The 18378-nt window shown below is 43.3% G+C and carries 20 protein-coding genes and 3 pseudogenes; 16 read left to right on the top strand and 7 right to left on the bottom strand.

Annotated features, from left to right (window positions below; translation table 11 throughout):
• Nucleotides 1-78: 78 nt before the first annotated feature.
• The 5 genes and pseudogenes from J2Z18_RS30820 to J2Z18_RS22180 all read left to right on the top strand — a co-directional run.
• Nucleotides 79-285 (top strand): annotated as a pseudogene (locus tag J2Z18_RS30820) (WXG100 family type VII secretion target); the annotation flags it as partial.
• A 537-nt stretch (nt 286-822) separates the two neighbouring features.
• Nucleotides 823-1200: pseudogene (locus J2Z18_RS30825) on the top strand (polymorphic toxin type 50 domain-containing protein); the annotation flags it as partial.
• 16 nt (nt 1201-1216) lie between these two features.
• The gene (locus J2Z18_RS22170; RefSeq protein ID WP_077569604.1) at nt 1217-1555 is read left to right on the top strand and encodes a YxxD family cognate immunity protein YxxD; all 339 of its coding nucleotides are present in this window, start codon (nt 1217-1219) and stop codon (nt 1553-1555) included.
• Nucleotides 1556-1875: 320 nt separating this feature from the next.
• The gene (locus tag J2Z18_RS22175; protein ID WP_210095348.1) at nt 1876-2349 is read left to right on the top strand and encodes a hypothetical protein; all 474 of its coding nucleotides are present in this window, start codon (nt 1876-1878) and stop codon (nt 2347-2349) included.
• Between the two features lie 54 nt (nt 2350-2403).
• A complete protein-coding gene (locus tag J2Z18_RS22180) occupies nt 2404-2877 on the top strand; it encodes a hypothetical protein (RefSeq protein WP_210095349.1) in 474 nt (157 codons plus the stop codon).
• Between the two features lie 410 nt (nt 2878-3287).
• Here J2Z18_RS22180 and J2Z18_RS30575 read toward each other — a convergent pair.
• Nucleotides 3288-3398: pseudogene (locus tag J2Z18_RS30575) on the bottom strand (putative holin-like toxin); the annotation flags it as partial.
• Nucleotides 3399-3444: 46 nt separating this feature from the next.
• Here J2Z18_RS30575 and J2Z18_RS22185 point away from each other — a divergent pair.
• Nucleotides 3445-3789: a hypothetical protein gene (locus tag J2Z18_RS22185; RefSeq protein WP_210095350.1), complete on the top strand. Its 345-nt coding sequence runs from the start codon at nt 3445-3447 to the stop codon at nt 3787-3789.
• A 318-nt stretch (nt 3790-4107) separates the two neighbouring features.
• The gene (locus J2Z18_RS22190) at nt 4108-4611 is read left to right on the top strand and encodes a C40 family peptidase (protein WP_007131131.1); all 504 of its coding nucleotides are present in this window, start codon (nt 4108-4110) and stop codon (nt 4609-4611) included.
• A 324-nt stretch (nt 4612-4935) separates the two neighbouring features.
• Here J2Z18_RS22190 and J2Z18_RS22195 read toward each other — a convergent pair whose 3' ends face one another.
• Nucleotides 4936-6321: a helix-turn-helix domain-containing protein gene (locus J2Z18_RS22195; RefSeq protein WP_210095351.1), complete on the bottom strand. Its 1386-nt coding sequence runs from the start codon at nt 6319-6321 to the stop codon at nt 4936-4938.
• A gap of 402 nt (nt 6322-6723) precedes the next feature.
• Between J2Z18_RS22195 and J2Z18_RS22200 the strand changes: the two genes are divergently transcribed.
• Entirely contained in the window at nt 6724-7149 is a 426-nt protein-coding gene (locus tag J2Z18_RS22200; RefSeq protein ID WP_007131133.1) for a DUF6157 family protein, read from the top strand.
• A gap of 224 nt (nt 7150-7373) precedes the next feature.
• Here J2Z18_RS22200 and J2Z18_RS22205 read toward each other — a convergent pair whose 3' ends face one another.
• Nucleotides 7374-8243 (bottom strand): alpha/beta fold hydrolase, encoded by an 870-nt coding sequence (locus J2Z18_RS22205; RefSeq protein ID WP_007131134.1) that lies wholly within the window; start codon nt 8241-8243, stop codon nt 7374-7376.
• 150 nt (nt 8244-8393) lie between these two features.
• Between J2Z18_RS22205 and J2Z18_RS22210 the strand changes: the two genes are divergently transcribed.
• The 5 genes from J2Z18_RS22210 (at nt 8394) to J2Z18_RS22230 (ending at nt 11570) form a co-directional block, all read left to right on the top strand.
• Nucleotides 8394-9089 (top strand): MerR family DNA-binding transcriptional regulator, encoded by a 696-nt coding sequence (locus J2Z18_RS22210; RefSeq protein WP_210095352.1) that lies wholly within the window; start codon nt 8394-8396, stop codon nt 9087-9089.
• Between the two features lie 18 nt (nt 9090-9107).
• Entirely contained in the window at nt 9108-9926 is an 819-nt protein-coding gene (locus tag J2Z18_RS22215; RefSeq protein WP_312889668.1) for a DUF6597 domain-containing transcriptional factor, read from the top strand.
• Nucleotides 9927-10006: 80 nt separating this feature from the next.
• Nucleotides 10007-10462: a VOC family protein gene (locus tag J2Z18_RS22220; protein ID WP_007131137.1), complete on the top strand. Its 456-nt coding sequence runs from the start codon at nt 10007-10009 to the stop codon at nt 10460-10462.
• Nucleotides 10434-10844 (top strand): MmcQ/YjbR family DNA-binding protein, encoded by a 411-nt coding sequence (locus J2Z18_RS22225; RefSeq protein ID WP_007131138.1) that lies wholly within the window; start codon nt 10434-10436, stop codon nt 10842-10844. The genes J2Z18_RS22220 and J2Z18_RS22225 overlap by 29 nt, the downstream gene beginning before the upstream one ends.
• Nucleotides 10845-11024: 180 nt before the next feature.
• Nucleotides 11025-11570 carry a hypothetical protein gene (locus J2Z18_RS22230; protein ID WP_007131139.1) on the top strand — a complete coding sequence of 182 codons (546 nt, stop codon included), beginning with the start codon at nt 11025-11027 and terminating at the stop codon, nt 11568-11570.
• Nucleotides 11571-11833: 263 nt separating this feature from the next.
• Here the strand turns inward: J2Z18_RS22230 and J2Z18_RS22235 are convergent, their stop codons facing one another.
• The gene (locus tag J2Z18_RS22235; RefSeq protein ID WP_210095354.1) at nt 11834-13186 is read right to left on the bottom strand and encodes a uracil-xanthine permease family protein; all 1353 of its coding nucleotides are present in this window, start codon (nt 13184-13186) and stop codon (nt 11834-11836) included.
• A 44-nt stretch (nt 13187-13230) separates the two neighbouring features.
• Nucleotides 13231-14595 carry a guanine deaminase gene (guaD, locus tag J2Z18_RS22240; protein WP_210095355.1) on the bottom strand — a complete coding sequence of 455 codons (1365 nt, stop codon included), beginning with the start codon at nt 14593-14595 and terminating at the stop codon, nt 13231-13233.
• A 222-nt stretch (nt 14596-14817) separates the two neighbouring features.
• On the opposite strand from guaD, the gene J2Z18_RS22245 reads away from it, so the two are divergent.
• Both J2Z18_RS22245 and J2Z18_RS22250 read left to right on the top strand, forming a co-directional pair.
• On the top strand, nt 14818-15327 hold the full coding sequence (locus J2Z18_RS22245; protein ID WP_144870926.1) for a DUF4241 domain-containing protein: 510 nt from the start codon (nt 14818-14820) through the stop codon (nt 15325-15327).
• A gap of 195 nt (nt 15328-15522) precedes the next feature.
• Entirely contained in the window at nt 15523-16011 is a 489-nt protein-coding gene (locus J2Z18_RS22250; RefSeq protein WP_260985845.1) for a GNAT family N-acetyltransferase, read from the top strand.
• A 198-nt stretch (nt 16012-16209) separates the two neighbouring features.
• Here J2Z18_RS22250 and J2Z18_RS22255 read toward each other — a convergent pair whose 3' ends face one another.
• Both J2Z18_RS22255 and J2Z18_RS22260 read right to left on the bottom strand, forming a co-directional pair.
• The gene (locus J2Z18_RS22255; RefSeq protein ID WP_210095356.1) at nt 16210-16971 is read right to left on the bottom strand and encodes an alpha/beta fold hydrolase; all 762 of its coding nucleotides are present in this window, start codon (nt 16969-16971) and stop codon (nt 16210-16212) included.
• A 96-nt stretch (nt 16972-17067) separates the two neighbouring features.
• On the bottom strand, nt 17068-17988 hold the full coding sequence (locus J2Z18_RS22260; protein WP_144870930.1) for a copper amine oxidase N-terminal domain-containing protein: 921 nt from the start codon (nt 17986-17988) through the stop codon (nt 17068-17070).
• Nucleotides 17989-18075: 87 nt separating this feature from the next.
• On the opposite strand from J2Z18_RS22260, the gene J2Z18_RS22265 reads away from it, so the two are divergent.
• Nucleotides 18076-18327 carry a hypothetical protein gene (locus tag J2Z18_RS22265; RefSeq protein ID WP_144870932.1) on the top strand — a complete coding sequence of 84 codons (252 nt, stop codon included), beginning with the start codon at nt 18076-18078 and terminating at the stop codon, nt 18325-18327.
• The last annotated feature ends 51 nt before the right edge of the window (nt 18328-18378 follow it).

Raw genomic sequence — 18378 nt, forward strand, 5'->3', positions numbered from 1 at the left:
AGAATGACTATCTAGCAAATGATGAAGAGGTTGAATTATGTCCAAAATCCTTGTGCCTCCTGAGGTGCTGCTGTCGGTATCAGAGCAGTTCAATCGAGCCTCAATCAGTTGGAGGCGAATTCAAACACGCTGAACCAACACATTCAGATGCTGGCGTCATGTTGGGACGGGACCACGTGCTCGCGTTTTTATTATGATTTCCAGCAGGCGTATCGCGACATGAAATTGACGATTGAGCATATGCAGGTGACTTCTCAGGAATTAAAAAAAATTGCTTATAAATTCATGCAGGTCGACAATGAGCAGGGAAACTTAGACCCTAGGTGCGCATCTCCACAGACCCTGAACTCTTTGGGGATGAGCAATGTCCACTATGAAAAGGCCATCAAGGAAAAATCGTTTGGAGACCATGTCAATGAACTGGGAATGGAATTTAAAGCATTCGGCGTGGGAGTTCAGGCAGCTGCCGCCGAGATGTGGGACTCAGCTAAAGATACGGCGAACGCCTTGATCGAGGAACCGGTCGAGACTGGGAAGCAGATGGCATACAATGCTACGATCGGGACCGCGGAGAAGATTGTAAAGACAACGATTTGGGGTGCCAAAATGGCACTTGATATCGGTGACACCCGCGAGAAATTCGGTGAGGAGGTCCAGGCGGAGCAAGAACTAATCAATGAGATGGGCACATCGACCTACCTGGGTCAGCAGGCTGCCATGATTTTCGGCGGCTTTGCCTTGAAACGACTTGGTGTCAAGGATACGCCTAACCTCAAGAAAGATTCTGGTGGCGATGGGGGTAAGGGTGGAGCGGGGACTGGTGATACTGTACCTTCTTATGGAAAGAATTCAGTACCAATAGGACCTTACCGAGAAGTAAATGGATTCCCAGTTAAAGTAAAACCAGGTGCTCAGGAGAAACATATTCCTAATACTCCAAATTACAAACAAGAGATAGCAAATGGAAAAAACAAGAGTATCTTCTATGGGGATAATAAAGCGGCACAAGAATTGCTTGATGAGTTTGCAGGCAAAGGTCAATTACTACCAAAAGGTAATAAAGAAAGAGTAGATTTTGGTAAACCAATTGGAAAATACTATGATAGTGATACTGGTGAGTATCTTGAAACTACTAGAGGAATAATTCATTACGGAAAAGACGGAGCGCATATAGTGCCATCAGAACCATTAAAGGAGTAAAAAGAGGAGGATACACATGGAATATGACCCTTTAATAAAAGTGTTAAAAAAGTATAAAGATAGTGAATTGATAATAGAGTGGGATAGTGGATTAAGGATTATTGGTGAACCAGACACACTTTTTGAAACAGACAATGGGTTAGATGACGATGATGTGAATTATGCTGAATATTATGCAGTTACATTTCAAGTAAATGATATTTTAGTGCATCCTACTAGTGAGGAAAATAGTTTATATAATTGGTTAATACAAAAGAAAGGTACATTAATTGAAATTTCACTTTATGATGATCCGCCGGATGCAGTTTTTTTATCGGATGGACAAAATGTATGGAAAAGGGATAGTCAAAAATAAAAGCGTTACTTTAAAAAGATACCTTGATTGGCTTCGTGCCTCTCAAGGTATCTTATTTGTTGGGACTACCCGGTGACGAGTGAACCCCACACTTAACCAATAGCATATATAACCCATATAATACCGGTGTTAATTCTTCATTTCGGTTGGCGCACATCAAATGCTTTAATTTTATAACCTATACATCACTATTCCGTTACATCAAACAGGTTGATTATGGTCAGATACACTTTCTTAAACTGGGGTTCCTAGGGCGAGGACTTGCTGCCCGCCGAGCGTAATGCTCAGGTCGCGCAAATTACGAGGCGTATATTGCAAGTATGAATAATGCTGAACTTATTACAATCATAACTAACTTAGATAATTTAGATGAAGTAACTACTGCTTTAACAGAACTTTCTATAAGAGAAAAGGAAGTGGCATTACCTTATTGCCTTAAAATACTCGAAGAAGATTTGGGAGATGAGTTTCTTCAAGCTGTTGCATTTAATTTGCTTTATGAAGGTGATCATGAAAAAGCAAAAGAGATTATTACCAGAAAATTAACCAATGCATCTACAGTACTGATTGGAGCAATCATGGATAATTTATCAACCGATAGTTTACAACCTTTTGGAGAGTCACTTTCAACTGAGTTTCTCAATGCGATTTTAGAAAGATATTTAGACTTAAGTGATGCCGACAAGGAACGTATCCATGATAACTACGAATGGTTCAAAGTATCTTTTGAAAAAAAAACTAAGTATTATGTAGCTTACGGTGGGGGCTACCTAGTGCTGTATGATGACGGTTAGTCTTGCATTGTGGTTGACGGTAAAATCACTAGGATATTTGGGGGATAGATTTGCATGGATTTCGAATTGTTTTTAGAATCTAATTTAAGTTGCAAATCATTGGCAGAAGTTATTGAACAATTTATAATCAACTTTTTGAATGAAAAGGTATCGATCCAGAAAGATGAAGAAGAAATAGTTATCGGAACTGAATACTTTTCATTGGCTCTTGAACTTGAGGATATCTCAGATATAAATTTTGTTAGAACCCACTATGACTTAGATGTTAATATTTGCATCAGAGTTCAGTTATTTGGAAACACCTTTGATCAGGGAATAACACCTTTTTTTAAAGTTATCGGGAAGTTATTAAAACAATGTGGTGGGAATCTGTTGTTTTTAGAAAATGGTTCGGATCAGCTGCTTAGAAAAGAGAATAGTCAGTTAATTGTCAATAGTGATTTGGATCAATACCAGATAAAGTGCTTAACCCCAAGTTTACTAAGTTTACTTGATCATTCTTATATCGAAAGAAAGTTGAAGAAATAAAGTGCTTCATCGGATTTTTATTGGGGCTACCCAGTGCCGAATGAGCCTTACATTTAACTATAACGCATAAACTATAACGCATATAACCCATATGGTATAATGACCGATGCCCGTCTCGCATCACACACTGCGGGAGATAATGCAAATGCTCGTCCCCCTTTAGAAGAGATCTTGAGGGGGGTAATGGTTTTGCTGAAGGGTGCCTATCATAGACAGCCCTCTTTGTTCTTATGGAAATCTTGGACTATTCTGTAGTAACAATACCAGGTAATATTATGGTACAATATGTAATTAATAATGTGGAGTGAGGATGCAGCTAGCATCCTCACTCTTTAACAACAGCCGCTTCTAAGGGCAGTAGGCAGTTAGAGGGACTAGAAATAGGTCGTTATCCCATCCATGGGCGGCCTATTTCTTTTGTTTTGGTTCAATGCTAAGACAATTGTTACGACCAGCCCGATAAGCGTGACAAGTAGCGAACCGAACTGGATCATTAATGTCAGAGCATCCCTTTCATAAATACGGTATAATTTACTTCCTATGATTTACAGAGAAATGGGGTAGAAAATGAAAAAAGTAAAATCCATTAAGTTTTCAATAACATTTTTTCTTATTCTTATTATTTGTTCGGCATGCCTGAGCACTAAGGAAGAAGGGCCAAGTGGAGCTATTTTATTAGATGAATTAAAAGGCTTGTCTGAAAAGGGTGTATCACTGAATTGGGATGATTTCAACAAATACTCTTTTGAGGACATCGGTTCAGGAGTATATATAAGAAAGTATCAAATCGAAGGAGGACACGAGTTATTTATTACAGGTAAAAGCCTAAAGACTCTTCCGGAGAAAATTTATATTATCAATAAAAATGGTAAGGAATTATCTCTTGCTCAGGATGATTTGAGCGTTTTATAGCCGCATGATAGCGGCTTTTTTATTTTAAAGATACAGGATCTTCTCAACTGCTGTTTAGAAATGCGGTCACGAAGTCCATTCCACATGACCCGGATGTTTTATCAGATCGTAAAGAATTTTCTCGAGGAGTTTAAATTAGTGACTCCTATCTTTCGAATAGGCCAATTCATTGGTGAATGAATACATTTTTTAGAGAGCATATTTGCATATAAACGAATAACCAAACCTTTTGTTTGGTTTTGAATAATCTGTAGCATTGCAAAAAAGGTACATGTCACCATTTGTTGATCTATTTTTGAATCTGGAGGGGAGGAACTTATGGCACAGCCGAAAAAAATAAATACGCATGAAAAAATTATTATTGCTGGAATGAAGCATATGAGTAAACCATACAGGTTGGGGGCTGAGCCGTTTCAGACCAAAGAGTTTGATTGCAGCTCATTTGTACAATATCTTTATAGCCAAGTTGACGGGATTCTTCCTCGTACTTCCAGGCAGCAGAGCCTGATCGGCAAAAAAATAAAGAAAGAAAATATTCGAAGAGGAGATTTATTGTTTTTTACCAGTCGGGCCCGATATTCAAAAAAGGGCATTGAAAGGATAGCCCACGTTGCTATTTTTATTGGAAACGACAAAATGATACACTCATGTAAAATGGGTGGTGTCGTTATATCGAAATTATCAGATGTCATCAATAAAAATGATAACAAACGCTGGGATGATTATTATTTATTCGCGAAACGAATATCAAAAGATGAATTGCAAGATCTAATCACAAAACCTCAGGAAAACGCTAGTTCCAAGTTAAAGGCTAAACAGTAAACCCAAATCTTGAAATGTAATAAATTAAGGGGACCATGAAATAAAGCAGAAAGAGCCGTATATTTTCAAATTCCGATCTGCAAAAAACTCGTAAGCCCTAATGATACTACCAGCCCTTGCACAGACTCTTCCTCTAAGCAGGCGATGCTGTGGCTCAGCTAGAAACCACGGCCCTCGAGTGAACTGCCCCCCCAATGTTAGATGATGTCTAACATTAGGGGGGCAGTTGAAATCTCTATTAGAATCGGCTGGTTTTCTTCACTCAAGCATTCAAATGAAGTTACATATTTCTCAATTATACCTTGAGGCCCCGTAGGTAGTGATTCAAGAAATATTTCTTTTCCTGGACCAAGAATCGCCTTCCTTCCGAATTGCTCCATACCGTTGAAGAATGGATGGATTTAATTTGGGCCTTAGATGCTCCATCGTGGTATTGCACCTTACGATGTTGACCGGATTATTGATGCGATAGGAAACTTCAAGACCGTCCAAGAGATACTTCGTTCCTTTGAGGAGGTTGTTCTTCCGTAAATAATAGTCGCCGACATCGATCAGGAAATTGGCAAAGCGGTCATCGATGATATGTCTGGTGTAATTGCCGATGATTCCCCCAGGGCGGAGATGCTCTTCAATGAGCTCCTCAAATCTTTCGAGATAGGGATCCACCTCGAAATGATACATGTTAGCCGCTTGAATGATTTTAAACAACGCTTTTAAAATTTCGTCCTCGTGAGCAGCAATATATTCAATGTACGGTTCAAGAACATCGATATTCCCCTTCATGAGGCGGTACAAATAACGGTTGCCTCTGGCCCATTCCCGAAACTGTTCCTTGGTCTGTTCAGCCTGTTCGTCGGTTTCGATAATCCAGCTCTGGTCCTCGTAGCGGGATAAATAGTAAAGGGCTAGATCATAATCAGCGTTTTCTGCTGCTATCGAACCTAATAACAAATCGGAGTACAAAATATAGCCGAACAATGGTTTTACTGGCTCAAGTTGTCTCCGGTTTGTCTTGATTTGGCTATGCTTCTGAGCGTACAACATTCTTGCGATCCGCCCCATTTCCTGGGCATGCGTCTTGGCTTTGTTCCATTTGCGTAAGGATAATAACGTGTTGGTCAGGTCTTTTAAAGCATCTAATTGCACGCCTTCGGGGACTCGCCGGATATAAGCTTCAAACTGAATGGCGCAGTGCAGGTTATTCTCCTGGTTCTCATTTAAGGAGCAGGTAAAAATCCGGTATTGGCACAAGCCAAGCCGCTCGGCGTGCTGGTACTTCTCACCGTCAGCCACTTTTTTGTATATGATTAGGGGCGCTTCCCGTTTCCCTTGCTGGAATAGTTCTTCCGCACAATCAAAGAGCGGTGCAGCGTAAGATGGATAATCCATCATCATATCGACTGCCTGTGCGACGCAGTCTAGTTTTCCTAGCTCGGCACAGCGCATGATAAAGGGTCCAAGCCGCCGCCAGTTCAAGGATAATTCGTTTAAATATAGATCATAAAAAAATCCTTCTTCTACATCCATAGCTCTTGTAATGGAATCAAGGCTTGAAACGGACAAGGCTTGTTGTCCCTTGATAAACCGGCTGAGCGTTCCCGAATTAATGCCTGCTCGATTGGCAAAAGAAGTGATGCTTAATTGCTCCTTCTCTAGGTATCGTAATAGCTCCCTACTGATCGTAGCCTCTGTAGGTAACAAGAATATCATCCTCCGACCTCGTTATTCCAGAATTTAGGAAATGACTTATATAAGTAATTTAACGCATGATGGTAACTTTAATCAACCATTATTTTGTTTGAGTGACGAGGGGATTCTCCATGCGAACAGAATGAACTAAAGGCCAGGTCGTTTACCTGCAAGGTCCATCAGGCCCAGGAGTATCGAATGAACCCATCATTCCAATAACACTTCTAACCGATATAACACCCGGTATAGAGGATAACGGGACGAAAGCGATTCAACATTACACCATCTTGATTTCGTTCGAAATCTTGCTCTATCTTTGCCGTAATAACTGACCGATTCTGTCAGGAATAAAGGGTTATAATAGATGTTAGAAAATTCGATGTGTGATGAGCGAAGCTATACATCGGTTCAGGAGGAACGAAGATGGAATGGAATTACTATGATACGTTTATTACCGTTGCCCCGGATTGCCCCGCAGAGACCGGAACGAAGCCTCCGGACAAGAAAAGCGGAAAAACCAAGCCGGGCATCGAGTTTGAGCTGCTTGAGAATCATCCGTATGTCTATACCCAGGAGGAGCTCCAGTTCGAAGTGCATATCCGGCACAAAAACATTCCGGAAGCGGAGCTGGCCGAGAGAAGGGAGCAGATTCGAGAAGCGTTTTTTAGGAAGCCGCAACCATGCTTGAGAGCATCCATGCTCCCGAAAAAGTACGGATGGGGTCTTCATTTCAATGCGAAGGGGCAAATCGCGATCGTTCCGGTAGAATCTCCGGACTACCATCGCTTCGTGGAAGGGGCCAACGGAAAGGTGAAGCTGCTCGCCGCCATGAGGAACAAGAAGAAGTGATTCGGGACAGCGGCCACGACGATGTCTAGGTGACTTTTGTTGCTCTTGATTGATGATAAGGCTGTGGCTGAAGCTGCCTATAAGCCATGAAACCAGAATTCCTCAACCAGACGAGCTTCCAAAGCGGTCAACATCTGGAATATGGAACTATACATATAAAAGGGCAGCCGATGGAACTTGATCGGCTGCCCTCTTGTTTTTTCAATCACCAACAATTTTACTAACTACTTCAAATGTTTAATGAACCAAGCCTTTATCAATGGCAGAACCGTTGCAGGTTGCATGGCTTTGGTGTGATCCATATCCTTTCCTTTTAGGATTTCTATATCCCATCCAAGCTGTTCTAATTCTTGTTTCTTGTTTTGAAGTATACCGATAATATCAACTGTGACATTGCCGAAGTTTTCTCCATAAACGATAGTGTCTTTTTCCCCGGCAAACGCCAATCTCGGAATCGCTAATTTATGTTGAATTTCCCGATCATCAAATTCCATTAAATGTTCGTACATTGTAACAAACTGTTTAGTTTGATTCGTGTCGATCTTTACTTGGATGTTATCCCAATCGACCTTTTCTGGACTGATTTGGCTTTGTTCATCAACAACGGAAGCATTTTGATTGCTTAAAGCTTGTTTATATGTTTTATTTGTCACAACCATCATTTCTTTATACGGACCATCTATTGGCGGAAAGCCACCCATGATTAAGCTTTCTAGTCTGTCTGTCCGAATAGCTAATAGTAATCCAACCAAAGCCAACCAAGAGTAACCATAATAGCTAAACTTCTTAACGTTCATTTCATTAGCAATGGTTAGTATATCTTTTACAATGCTTTCAGGTGTGAGATTCTCTGGATTCGGATGTTGTAAACGGTGCCCTTCGTAGTCGAAGTGTAAAATCCGGAACTTGTCCATAAGTCCCTCAACAAAATGCTTTCCTAATTCGGGGTCTACTCCCCACAGCTTTAAGTGTTCGGCATCCTGTCCATAAACGGATTCTTTAGCAACCGGAAGCATGATGGTGGGAGAGTTTGCATTTCCTACTAGACCAACTTTTAGCTCTGTTCCATCCGTAAGTTTTATGTTCTTTTCCATTTTTATCACTCCTAAACGGTTCATACGACCATCATATAACATTCATGCAATCTTTCGGTTTTATATTTCCCGCCCTTTATATATTGGGGCTTTATTGGAAAATATGTTATTGTAGCACTTGAAGGTCTTACTTTAAAAAGGAGGTAATAGATGGAGACATATACCCCTAAACAAATTGCAAAGACCTTAAATGTCAGCACTACAACTTTGCGAAGGTATGAAGAACTAGATCTCATTCCTGCCGTACCGAGAACAAAAAGTAATCACCGTTTCTATACAGCGCAACACTTCCAAGCTTTTATTACGATTAGGGCCTTGTTGAAAGGATATGACATCCCTATTGTTTACGAAGTCATGAGACTGAGTAAAAATGCACGATATGTAGAAGCCCTTTGGTTAGTTAATGAACAGCAATATCATATTCAAGTGGAGAAGCAGCGAGTCGAAGAAATACTTACGATGATACAGAATGCCGATTTTACCAAATATAAAAATGTAAAACTAAAAGAATATATGAGTATTGGAGAGGCTGCCCAAATAGCGGGCGTAAATACTTCAGCTATCCGGCATTGGGAACATGAGGGATTAATCCATTCGGAAAGAAATAATGAAAACGGTTATAGACTGTTCTCGATATCTCAGCTTCGCAAAATCCTGGTCATAAGCAGCTTGAGGAAAACCGTTTATTATATTGAAAATATGAAGAGTTTATTGAATAATTTGGACAACCAAAACTATGATAAAGTCGAACGTTCCTTTCAATTGGCTTTGGAAAATTTAAATAATCAACTAATGCTTCAAATGAAAGGAATCGCAGAATTGATAAAATATATAAGGGAATTATGAGTTGAGGAAGTGGTGATCATGGTATTTCATACCTATACTCCAAGGCTGCCCCTATCCAGTTGTATTGACTTCTGTTGGTTGTACCAGGGATTCGATCTTTCCTTTAATCTGGAGCGTGTTTTGCCGGATGGTTGTGCGGAATTGATCATCAACCTTCATGAAGATAAATTCCGAGTATATAGTCGCAATCTTCACCATGTTCAGACTTTGTCCGGTTCGATATTATCTGGATCGCAAGCGGAATATGTCGTTATAGATTCAGCTAGTCAGGTTTATGTCATGGGGGTGCATTTTAAACCGGGCGGCTTGTTCCCCTTCCTATCCTTCCCCGCATCCGAGGTGCACGACCAAGTCGTATCCTTGGACACGCTTTGGGGTACGGAAGCGAATGAATTGCGTGATCAGCTGCTTGATGCGGATACGCCGGAGATCAAATTCCGTTTAATGGAACAGTTTATGTTCAGTATGGTGCGAAAGCCATTGCAGCACCATCCAGCCGTGTCCTATGCGTTAAAGGAAATGTACAAGCTGCCCGGCATGCGAAGCACTGCCGATTTAAGCCAGCACCTCGGCTTTAGTAAGAGACATTTTATTCAAATGTTCTGCAACGAAGTAGGAGTGACCCCCAAATTGTTCGGTCGTATCCGGCGGTTCCAGGAAGTGCTGCACCTCATTCATCGAGGCGAGCAGATCAATTGGGGGGATATTGTTTTTGACTGCGGTTATTATGACCAGGCTCATTTCAATCACGATTTCCGTGCCTTCTCCGGGCTTAATCCGACAACCTACATGAAGCATCAAAGCGAGCATCGCAACCATGTCCCCCTTGTTCAATGAGGTAAATTTTTTACAATATAGGCTGCCAGGCTGATCGTAAAATGGATTCATCTCATAAACAAGAGGAGGACATGCCCATCATGGAACAAAACAAGATTAACCATGTAAAGCCGGTGCCGGAGGGGTATCCTACGATTACGCCGTATATGATTATTCAAAATGCCGGGGATGCCATCGCGTTCTATAAGAAGGCTTTCGGAGCTGCAGAGTCGATGAGGATCACAGACGAAGACGGGAAAATCCATCATGCCGAGATCAGGATCGGCAGCTCGCCCGTCATGATTGTGGACGAGTTTCAAGAGTTTCCATATATAAGAAGTCCGCGCGCGCTTGGAGGAGCGTCGGTTCACCTGTATCTCTATGTTGAGGACGTTGATTCTTTATTCGAACAAGCGATTGCTGCGGGTGCCCAAGTTCTGGAGCCGCTTAAAGATCATGATGATGGGGATCGCCGCGGCGGATTAACGGATCCTTTTGGTCATGTATGGTGGATGGCTTCGCGTATTAATGGCGATCAAGAGGCGGAATTACGATAGGGGGGCGAAAACGATTCAACCATCCGATCATCTTCATACCGTTCGAAATCTTGCTCTATCCTTGCCGGCCGTAGAAGAGGGGACCTCTTACGGAACCCCCGCATTTCGCATCAAAGGAAAGCTATTGGCGCGTCTGCTTGAAGATGGGGTTACCCTCGTACTAAGAATGGACTACGAAACGCGCGACTTCTTGATGCAATTCGATCCCGATGTCTATTACATCACGGATCATTACCGCAACGCTCCGTATGTGCTTGTGCGCCTTTCGGCCGTCGACCCGAAGGAACTGCTGGAGCATCTCGAACGAGCGTGGAGATCCTGTGCACCAAAGAAGCTTCTGGATGGGTACAGCCCTAGTTGGAGTTTCGAATCGGAATCTTAGTGCTGCGTGTAAATGCAAAAGCGTTTAGCCAGCGCCTTAAATTGTGTTTTAATATAACTTATACTTCTCAATCTAGAATCACACTCGGTGGCATTATCATACTAAAGATAATTGGAAAGATCATAAGGGAAATGTTGACCGGTATCAAAATTCACTTCCAAAATGGGGTTCGGAATAAAAGTGGAAAAGAGAAGATTTTTATTAACATTTGGTCGGAATTTAGACCATAGCAATATCGACTACTTGGTCCAGAGCCGACTGTTTAAGTATAGGGGGAGGATTCAGGAGGATTATTTCAATCCTGTTCTTAAAAGAGGCGCTGAGTTAATTCTGAACTACCAGATTATCGATACGAATTTTAATCGAGTGTCAATGAAGTATTATTTGGAAGATTTTCATTTAACGGAAGCGCAGAAGAATGGGTTTATGCTTTCCTTGCAAAAATTGAAGGGTACGCATGTCTGGTGTGATCCGAAAGTTCAAGGACATGCTTTTTGCGAAGTGAATGGGATTAAGTACAGTTTTCATGTTTATCGGTCACTTCAAGGACAAGAATTTCGCTTCCCGGAATATTACAATGACAGCACGACTGACGCTACGATTCAGAGTCAACTGCATAAGTTGCCAGAGGAAGAACAATATTTACAGTTTCCTGCAGATATGAATCCAGAGGTAAAAGACGAAATTACGATTAAATGGATAAAAAGACTAATTGAAATGAAATAAACAGGTGAGACTCTGCGCTTATATGTTGCAGGGTCTTATTTTCTTTTGTGAATTGCCCAGCCGAACATGCAGAAATATAAAACATCTGCAATCACCTAATAAACAGCAAGCATCTTCTAAGCTCCTAGACTTTGTGTGTAACGAAGTGTATATCCCCTTACTATAAAAAAAACACCCCCAAAGTCTGCGATGAACGCAGCCTCTTTGGGGGCAGCCCTGCTTAGCTTACATATAATCCGCTCGTTTTTGCCTCGCTTTACAACCTACTTCGCACTTGGCAGTAACTTATTCAACATAATTGCTGCAAGGGAAGCAGCCAAAATTGGGGAGCCCAATAGATACTGTACGAACGTAGGAAGCGTATATAAGAAATCTTTAGGAATGAGCACTAGCGCCAACGTCAGGATCATCGGGATGGCGATAATGTACATTTCCTTTTCACGAATGGTTACGTTCTTCATGACCTGGATTCCGTTAATCGAGATGATGCCGCAGACGATCGCGAATACGCCGCCGATGACAGCCGTTGGGATCGAGGAGATCAGCGCAGCCAATTTACCGGAACAGCCGAACAGGACGAACCATCCGCCTACCGCAAGGAAAACCCGGCGACTGGCTACACCCGTGATGGAAATAATGCCTGCATTGGTGGAATAGCCGGTAACCGGCGTTGAACCGAGTACCGAAGCGATCAGACAGCTAATCCCTTCGCCAATAACCCCGCGGTTAATGTTCTTATCCGTTAACGGTTTATCAATGACGTTGCTGATGGCAAACCATGTCCCTGTCGTTTCCGCCAACAGCACGAGGTAAATGATGACCATGGTGATGATCGCCGAGAGATCAAATGAGAAGCCAAAGTCCTTAAACGGCAGCTGCGGCATGCTGAACCACTTGGCGCTTGCGACAGCGCTGAAATCCAGGACACCCATGAAGTTAGCCGATATGCATCCGATGATTAACGCGATCATGACGGAGGTAACTCGGAAGATCGCGCCTTTCGCTCGCAGCAATGAACCGAGGGCCACGAATAGAAGGAGTGCACCGGCTGAGATCAGCGCCAGCAGCACGTTCTGATTGATGGCAGCGTCCGTGGCGCCATAGATATTGTCGCGGATGGCAACCGGCAGTAACGAGAGACCGACAATGAAAATAATCGTGCCCCCTACAATCGGCGGGATGAAGGATTTCACGATTTTATTGAAGATTCCCGTATATCCCAAAATCACCACGAGAACAGCACCGACCAAGCTGGCACCCAGCACCGAGCCCCAGCCCGTCTCCCCGCCGCCGCTGGCGGCATAAATGGCGACAATCGCGCCGAGCGGAACATAGGAAGGACCCTGCGCCATCGGCAGCTTCATACAGAAGTACGTCTGCACGATCGTGGCAAGCCCGGCCGCAATAAACGTGGATTGAATTAAGGCGCTGGACTGATTGGGCGCTAAGCCGATTAACATGGCAATCAGGAACGGAACGACGTAGACGTCCATCGCGACGACATGCTGCAAACCGAGAATGGCGGATTTTCCGAAGGAAATTTTGCCGTCGGGCGGAACCGTTAATTGCTGTGAATTCGTTTGTGCGTCATTTTGCTTGTCTGCTTGTGTTTTCACTCCGATGGACACCTCGAATGTTTAGATTAATTGATCTATCATGCTTAACGCGAATGAACCTTGTCCCCTTGCACCCACACCTCGCGGATATGCTCAGGTCTTGCCAAATACATGATTTTCTGAAAAATATCGTGCACATCCTCATGCTCATCGAAAATCGGCAGCTTGGCGGATGGAATGCTCGTATCGATCACCTGCACATCCCATGCATAGCCTTCCTGGATACGACCGATCGGCAAGCTCAGACTATCCCCGCCGCCGGCCGTTGCCAGATAGAATGCCTGATGGATCGTAATGCGCGAATCGGGTACGCCGCGATCTTCGGCAGGAAGGGAAGGGTTAACGCCATCCTCCAGCATCCGCGAGGATATTACCGCTTGTCGAATATTATCGAAGAGGCTTGGCGAGAAGCCGCCGGAGATATCCGAGCCCAGGCCGATCTCGACATTTTTGGCATGGAAACGGGCGACCGGGATGACGCTGTTGGCGAAATACGCGTTGGATATCGGACAATGGGCAATCGCGGTGCCGGTGTCCGCAAATAACTCCGCATCCTGATCCTCCAGAAAATTGCAATGCGCCATAACGGATTTATCCCGCAGCAGGCCAAAATCATGTAACGCAAAGGCATCGTTCTTGTGGAATCGATTCTTGACATATCCGTGCGCCCAATCGCTTTCGCTGCAGTGGGATTGAACATAGGTGTCATATTTGGCAGCCAGCTCGCCTAAGCCTCTAAGCCCCTCATCGGTGCAGCTTGGAATGAATCGTGGGGTGACGACGGGATAGACGCCTTGTTTTGTAGTCTTGGCTAATTCCTGTACAGCGATAATAAATTCTTCCGTATCCGCAAGTGCGGTGGATGTGTCCGCATCGCGATAGTATTCCGGATTCTGCTCGGGATCGTCCATGACGACTTTGCCAACAAGTCCGCGCTGGCCTTTGCTCGCACAGATTTGGGCTAACAGCAAGCTGGCTTCCTTATGCACCGTTGCAAAATAAAGAGCCGTTGTCGTTCCGTTGGCCAGTAAGGTGCTGACCACATCGTCGTAAACCGTGCGCGCAAACTCGAGATCGGAAAATTTCGATTCCAGCGGGAAGGTGTACGTATTTAACCAGTCGTAGAGCGGGATGTCTAATGCGGTTCCGGATTGGGCCCACTGCGGCGCATGCACATGCAAGTCGACAAAACCAGGCAAGAAATATTGACCCGCCTCTAACCGTTGAAATTTGTCAGTGCCTTGATACGCATCCAGCAAGGACGCGTACTCGGCGTCCTCCGGGGCGACGATTCGCTCAATCATACCGTCGTCATTGATGCAATACAGATGGTCCCGTAATACTTGAATTTCTGTGGGCGATTTGCTTGAAAAAGACGTGCCTTGAAATAATTGCATATATTTACTCATGGTTACCGCCTTAATGTTCGTTTTTTGGAATGTGGTTGTTATTATAGACCTTCAAAAAGGATTCGTCCATACCCTAAAGGCGAATAGATGTAGATACATGTCGAATAGGAGCGATTGTAATACCCTATCCTGATGGATAACCATCCTGGTGCGTCATTAAACTTTCCTTTGCACCCATGATAGAATAGATGTAAATCCAAGCGGTTATGGGAGGTATCCTCATTGATCATTCAACTGGGTAATTTTGAAGTAACTTCCGGACAATTGGTTGTTGCGGATCCGTGTTACGAACTAGATACGAGCATCGTTATTATGGGTGTAGTGGAGCCTGCATTGAATGGAACGTGGGTCTCGGAAGTGGAGAAGGCGGAGATCCCGGACTGGGGTGAAGCCAACGCCAAGCTGACGGCATACCATCAGTCCGTTGCGGAACAAGGGGCATCCTTGGAGTGGATCAAGTGTCCTTTCGTGGCGGGGGTGGACAGCGGACAGGCTGGGATTTTTGATATTCACAAATACCGGATTCCGGATGCGGAAGGATCATCGGACGGCACGGATACGGAATGGTATTATGCCTGCTGTGATATCACCGAAAGCGGGGAAGAGGCGGGTGTTCTCGAGGGAGGCGTTGTCTCGCGTACCGGCATTGGCGACGGGGCGTACGGCGTGTACAAGGCGGTGAATGGGCAGGATCAGGTGGTAGGCGTGAAGATTGTTTTTATTAAAAGCTAGGATACAACCGCAACGACTAATGCATCGTAGTCTGTACATGACGTGCACATGTCTTTAGGCAGCGGGACCGTCGAATTATTTTTATAAAGGGTGATTCCTATAGAAGCTATATGCATTAAACCGATTCATCGGTTCACGGACGAAGAACAAACTGAACTTGGGGAGTGTGGATATTCCTCAAACGCAAAGTACAAGGTGACCAAAATTGAAAATGAAGAGAGAACCACGATCGACATTCAATTAGTAGAGCTTGAAGCACCGTATCACAAAGAATATACAGACAGTGAAGATGATTTGGAGCTTTACAGCAAGATCGTCCCCATGGGATATTCACTAGGAGCATACATAGGTACTCGATTAATCGGGGTCGTAATCGCTGAGGAAATAAAGTGGAATAATACCGTTTTGATTTGGCATTTCCAAGTCTCGGAAGACTGTAGAAGAATGCATGTTGGCAAACAATTGATGGATGAATTAGTACGTCTTGCAGAAGGAAACGGAATAAGAGCAATAAACCTGGAGACGCAAAACACGAACGTAAATGCTATAAGGTTCTACAGAAAATGTGGATTTGAAATCGAAGGCATTGATTTATCTCATTACACCAATGATGATGTTGTAGATGGGGAAGTGGCCATATTTATGAAAAGAAAAATCGGGCAAACCGGGCAAGAGTTCAAATAAATGCGGAGCAATGGCTCTCCCCAACTTGGGGAGAGCACCCCATAGAGTGAGCATCAGAAACATATGATAGTGATAATGGAACCGCACCCCTATTGTTTGACAGAACTAACAACGGAGGTGCAGTTTTTTTATGATTACATTTCGTTTTTGGAGACAAAGCGGGATGCCTTCTGTTAATGAAGAGTTTCGTTTCTACATTTATTGACCTTCCTGTTTATGAAGACTCAAATCATGGAGGATATGTTCGCAAATGTCGTCAGGATGGGTCAGGGTAATGATATGATTCGCGCCAGGTATTCGAACGACTTTAATTTTAGGAATTTGATTATATAACTCAGCTATGCGGAAAAGATCTTTGGATTCATTCTCGCCGATCAATAATAAAGCCTCTGCCTGAATTTCGTCCAACCTTCCTAATGCGGGAGGTAAGGAAACCGTTTCGTAAGTTTTCCATTCAAATGTCTTTTGAATGTTGTGTCTCATCATTTCACGTAGTAAATCATAGGCTTCTCCTGGTGAAATGCTCCAGGAAGGTTCGCTCAATGTTAGATCAATCATTTTATTGACGTCCGGCAACGCTTTGGCAGCTTGTTTCTCTAGTTCAGCATACTCAGGAGAAAATTGATACCCGGATAGGCCAGGAGCAATTAATACGAGTTTAGACACGATGCTCGGATAGGTCAGAGAGAAATCAACAGCAATTTGACCTCCTAGGGAATGACCAATGAGTACAGCTTCGTCAATGTTAAGTTCGGCTAATAGCTGCCTTAAGTCCCCAACATGGTCAATTGGTGCTTCTGGAACTGGGGACCTTCCGGCTCCACGTACATCGTAAATGATGACTTTGAATATCTTAGCTAGCTTTGGCGTAATAAAGTTCCAATCACGAGAATCCATAGCGCCGCTATGGATTAATACAACTGGCCTGCCACTCCCATGAACTTCGTAGTAAAGACCCATCGTATAAATCCTCCTCGATAAAATGTCGTTGAAACATCATCTTCCTCAACATTTGGACCCGAATAAGTCATTTTTTTACGTAAAACAATAGATTATTTATTCTTCGGGAATTTCCACGATAATATAATTTTCCTTCATTTGATTTTGCTCGAGTTCCTGATCTTTATATGTGACCTTATTCCAGTTTTGTTTGTTAATAAGGCTGTAACCCGTAGCTCCAATATGAGGCATCCAACGGAAGCTTGCAAAGGTTGTACCCTTAAATGACGGAAGTGTTCCAGCTTCATCTATTAACATGCGATTAATAAAATACAGGTCGTTTGCTGTGCCTGGTTTATCACCCAGGAGGCCCTGCCATTTCAGGTAAGCCGTATGGTTAGAAATTTTATAGTAACTAACTACGTTATTATTTACTTCTATGAACTGGCCGGATTCCCGTTCAGGAAAATAATATTGAAGACTAAACGTATCCAATGTCGGCTCAAATTCTTTCGGTAGTTGGGAAACCCTTGGCAAATTTATGGCTGCATTTCTTGCAGTACTAAGCTCGTCGCTTTTATAATCCTTGGTCAGTTTTGAACTTGCTTTTGTGATATATGCGGTTTGGGTCGCCTGATTCCAGGTTACGGAGCTGCTCATTGCTTCTGTAACAAAGCGCAAAGGAATCATGGTCTTGCCTTTATGGATGAACGGCGCGGAGCTAAGTTTTACGGGTTCACTATTCTTTTGTGCAGTTGTTTTATTGATCGTGAGTATTAAATGAGTCTCTTTTCCTTGGACGGTCACTTGCTTTGTCTTATTGTTCCACTTAAACGTTAAATCGTCTAAAGTCTTGGCTCCCGTTAAGGTAATAAATACTTGGTTGTTTTTTAGAAGTATATCTTCAGAGGATAGACTTGTGTTGTTGATGATTACATGTGGTTCCTGTTTTGAAGCTGCTGAAGATATGTTGTAGCTTGGAGCAATTAGAGCCGCACTGCATAGCAGCGCGATTGAAATTTGCGATATTTTTTTCATGAATTTCCCTCCAAAATATGGTGTCATACTTTATGACGTAAAAAAAGCTGGAAAGTTACAAGGATTTTATTCATTGGAGCCTCTCGCTTGTCCATGAAGACCGAAATTAACAAAATCCTTCATATGGGGCATGTGGTCCATGATATGAAAACGATCCCGGGAGAAGCCTTCACGTCCTCACCGGGATTTGCCGGATATGCAGTAAAGGTGCGAGACCTTGCCATTACCCGGCGGCATCTTGAATCGAATGGATTCCCGGTGGTTGAGACGGCCCGGGGAGATATTTTTGTTCCGAGCGCCTCCCTTCTCGGGACGGCTCTCATTTTCACGGAAAGATAAGCATCATAATTTTTTTTCGATTCCTGTCACACTCCGCACCCCTTGCCCGTC

The sequence above is a fragment of the Paenibacillus lactis genome, assembly GCF_017873605.1.
Lineage (GTDB): Bacteria > Bacillota > Bacilli > Paenibacillales > Paenibacillaceae > Paenibacillus_AQ > Paenibacillus_AQ lactis.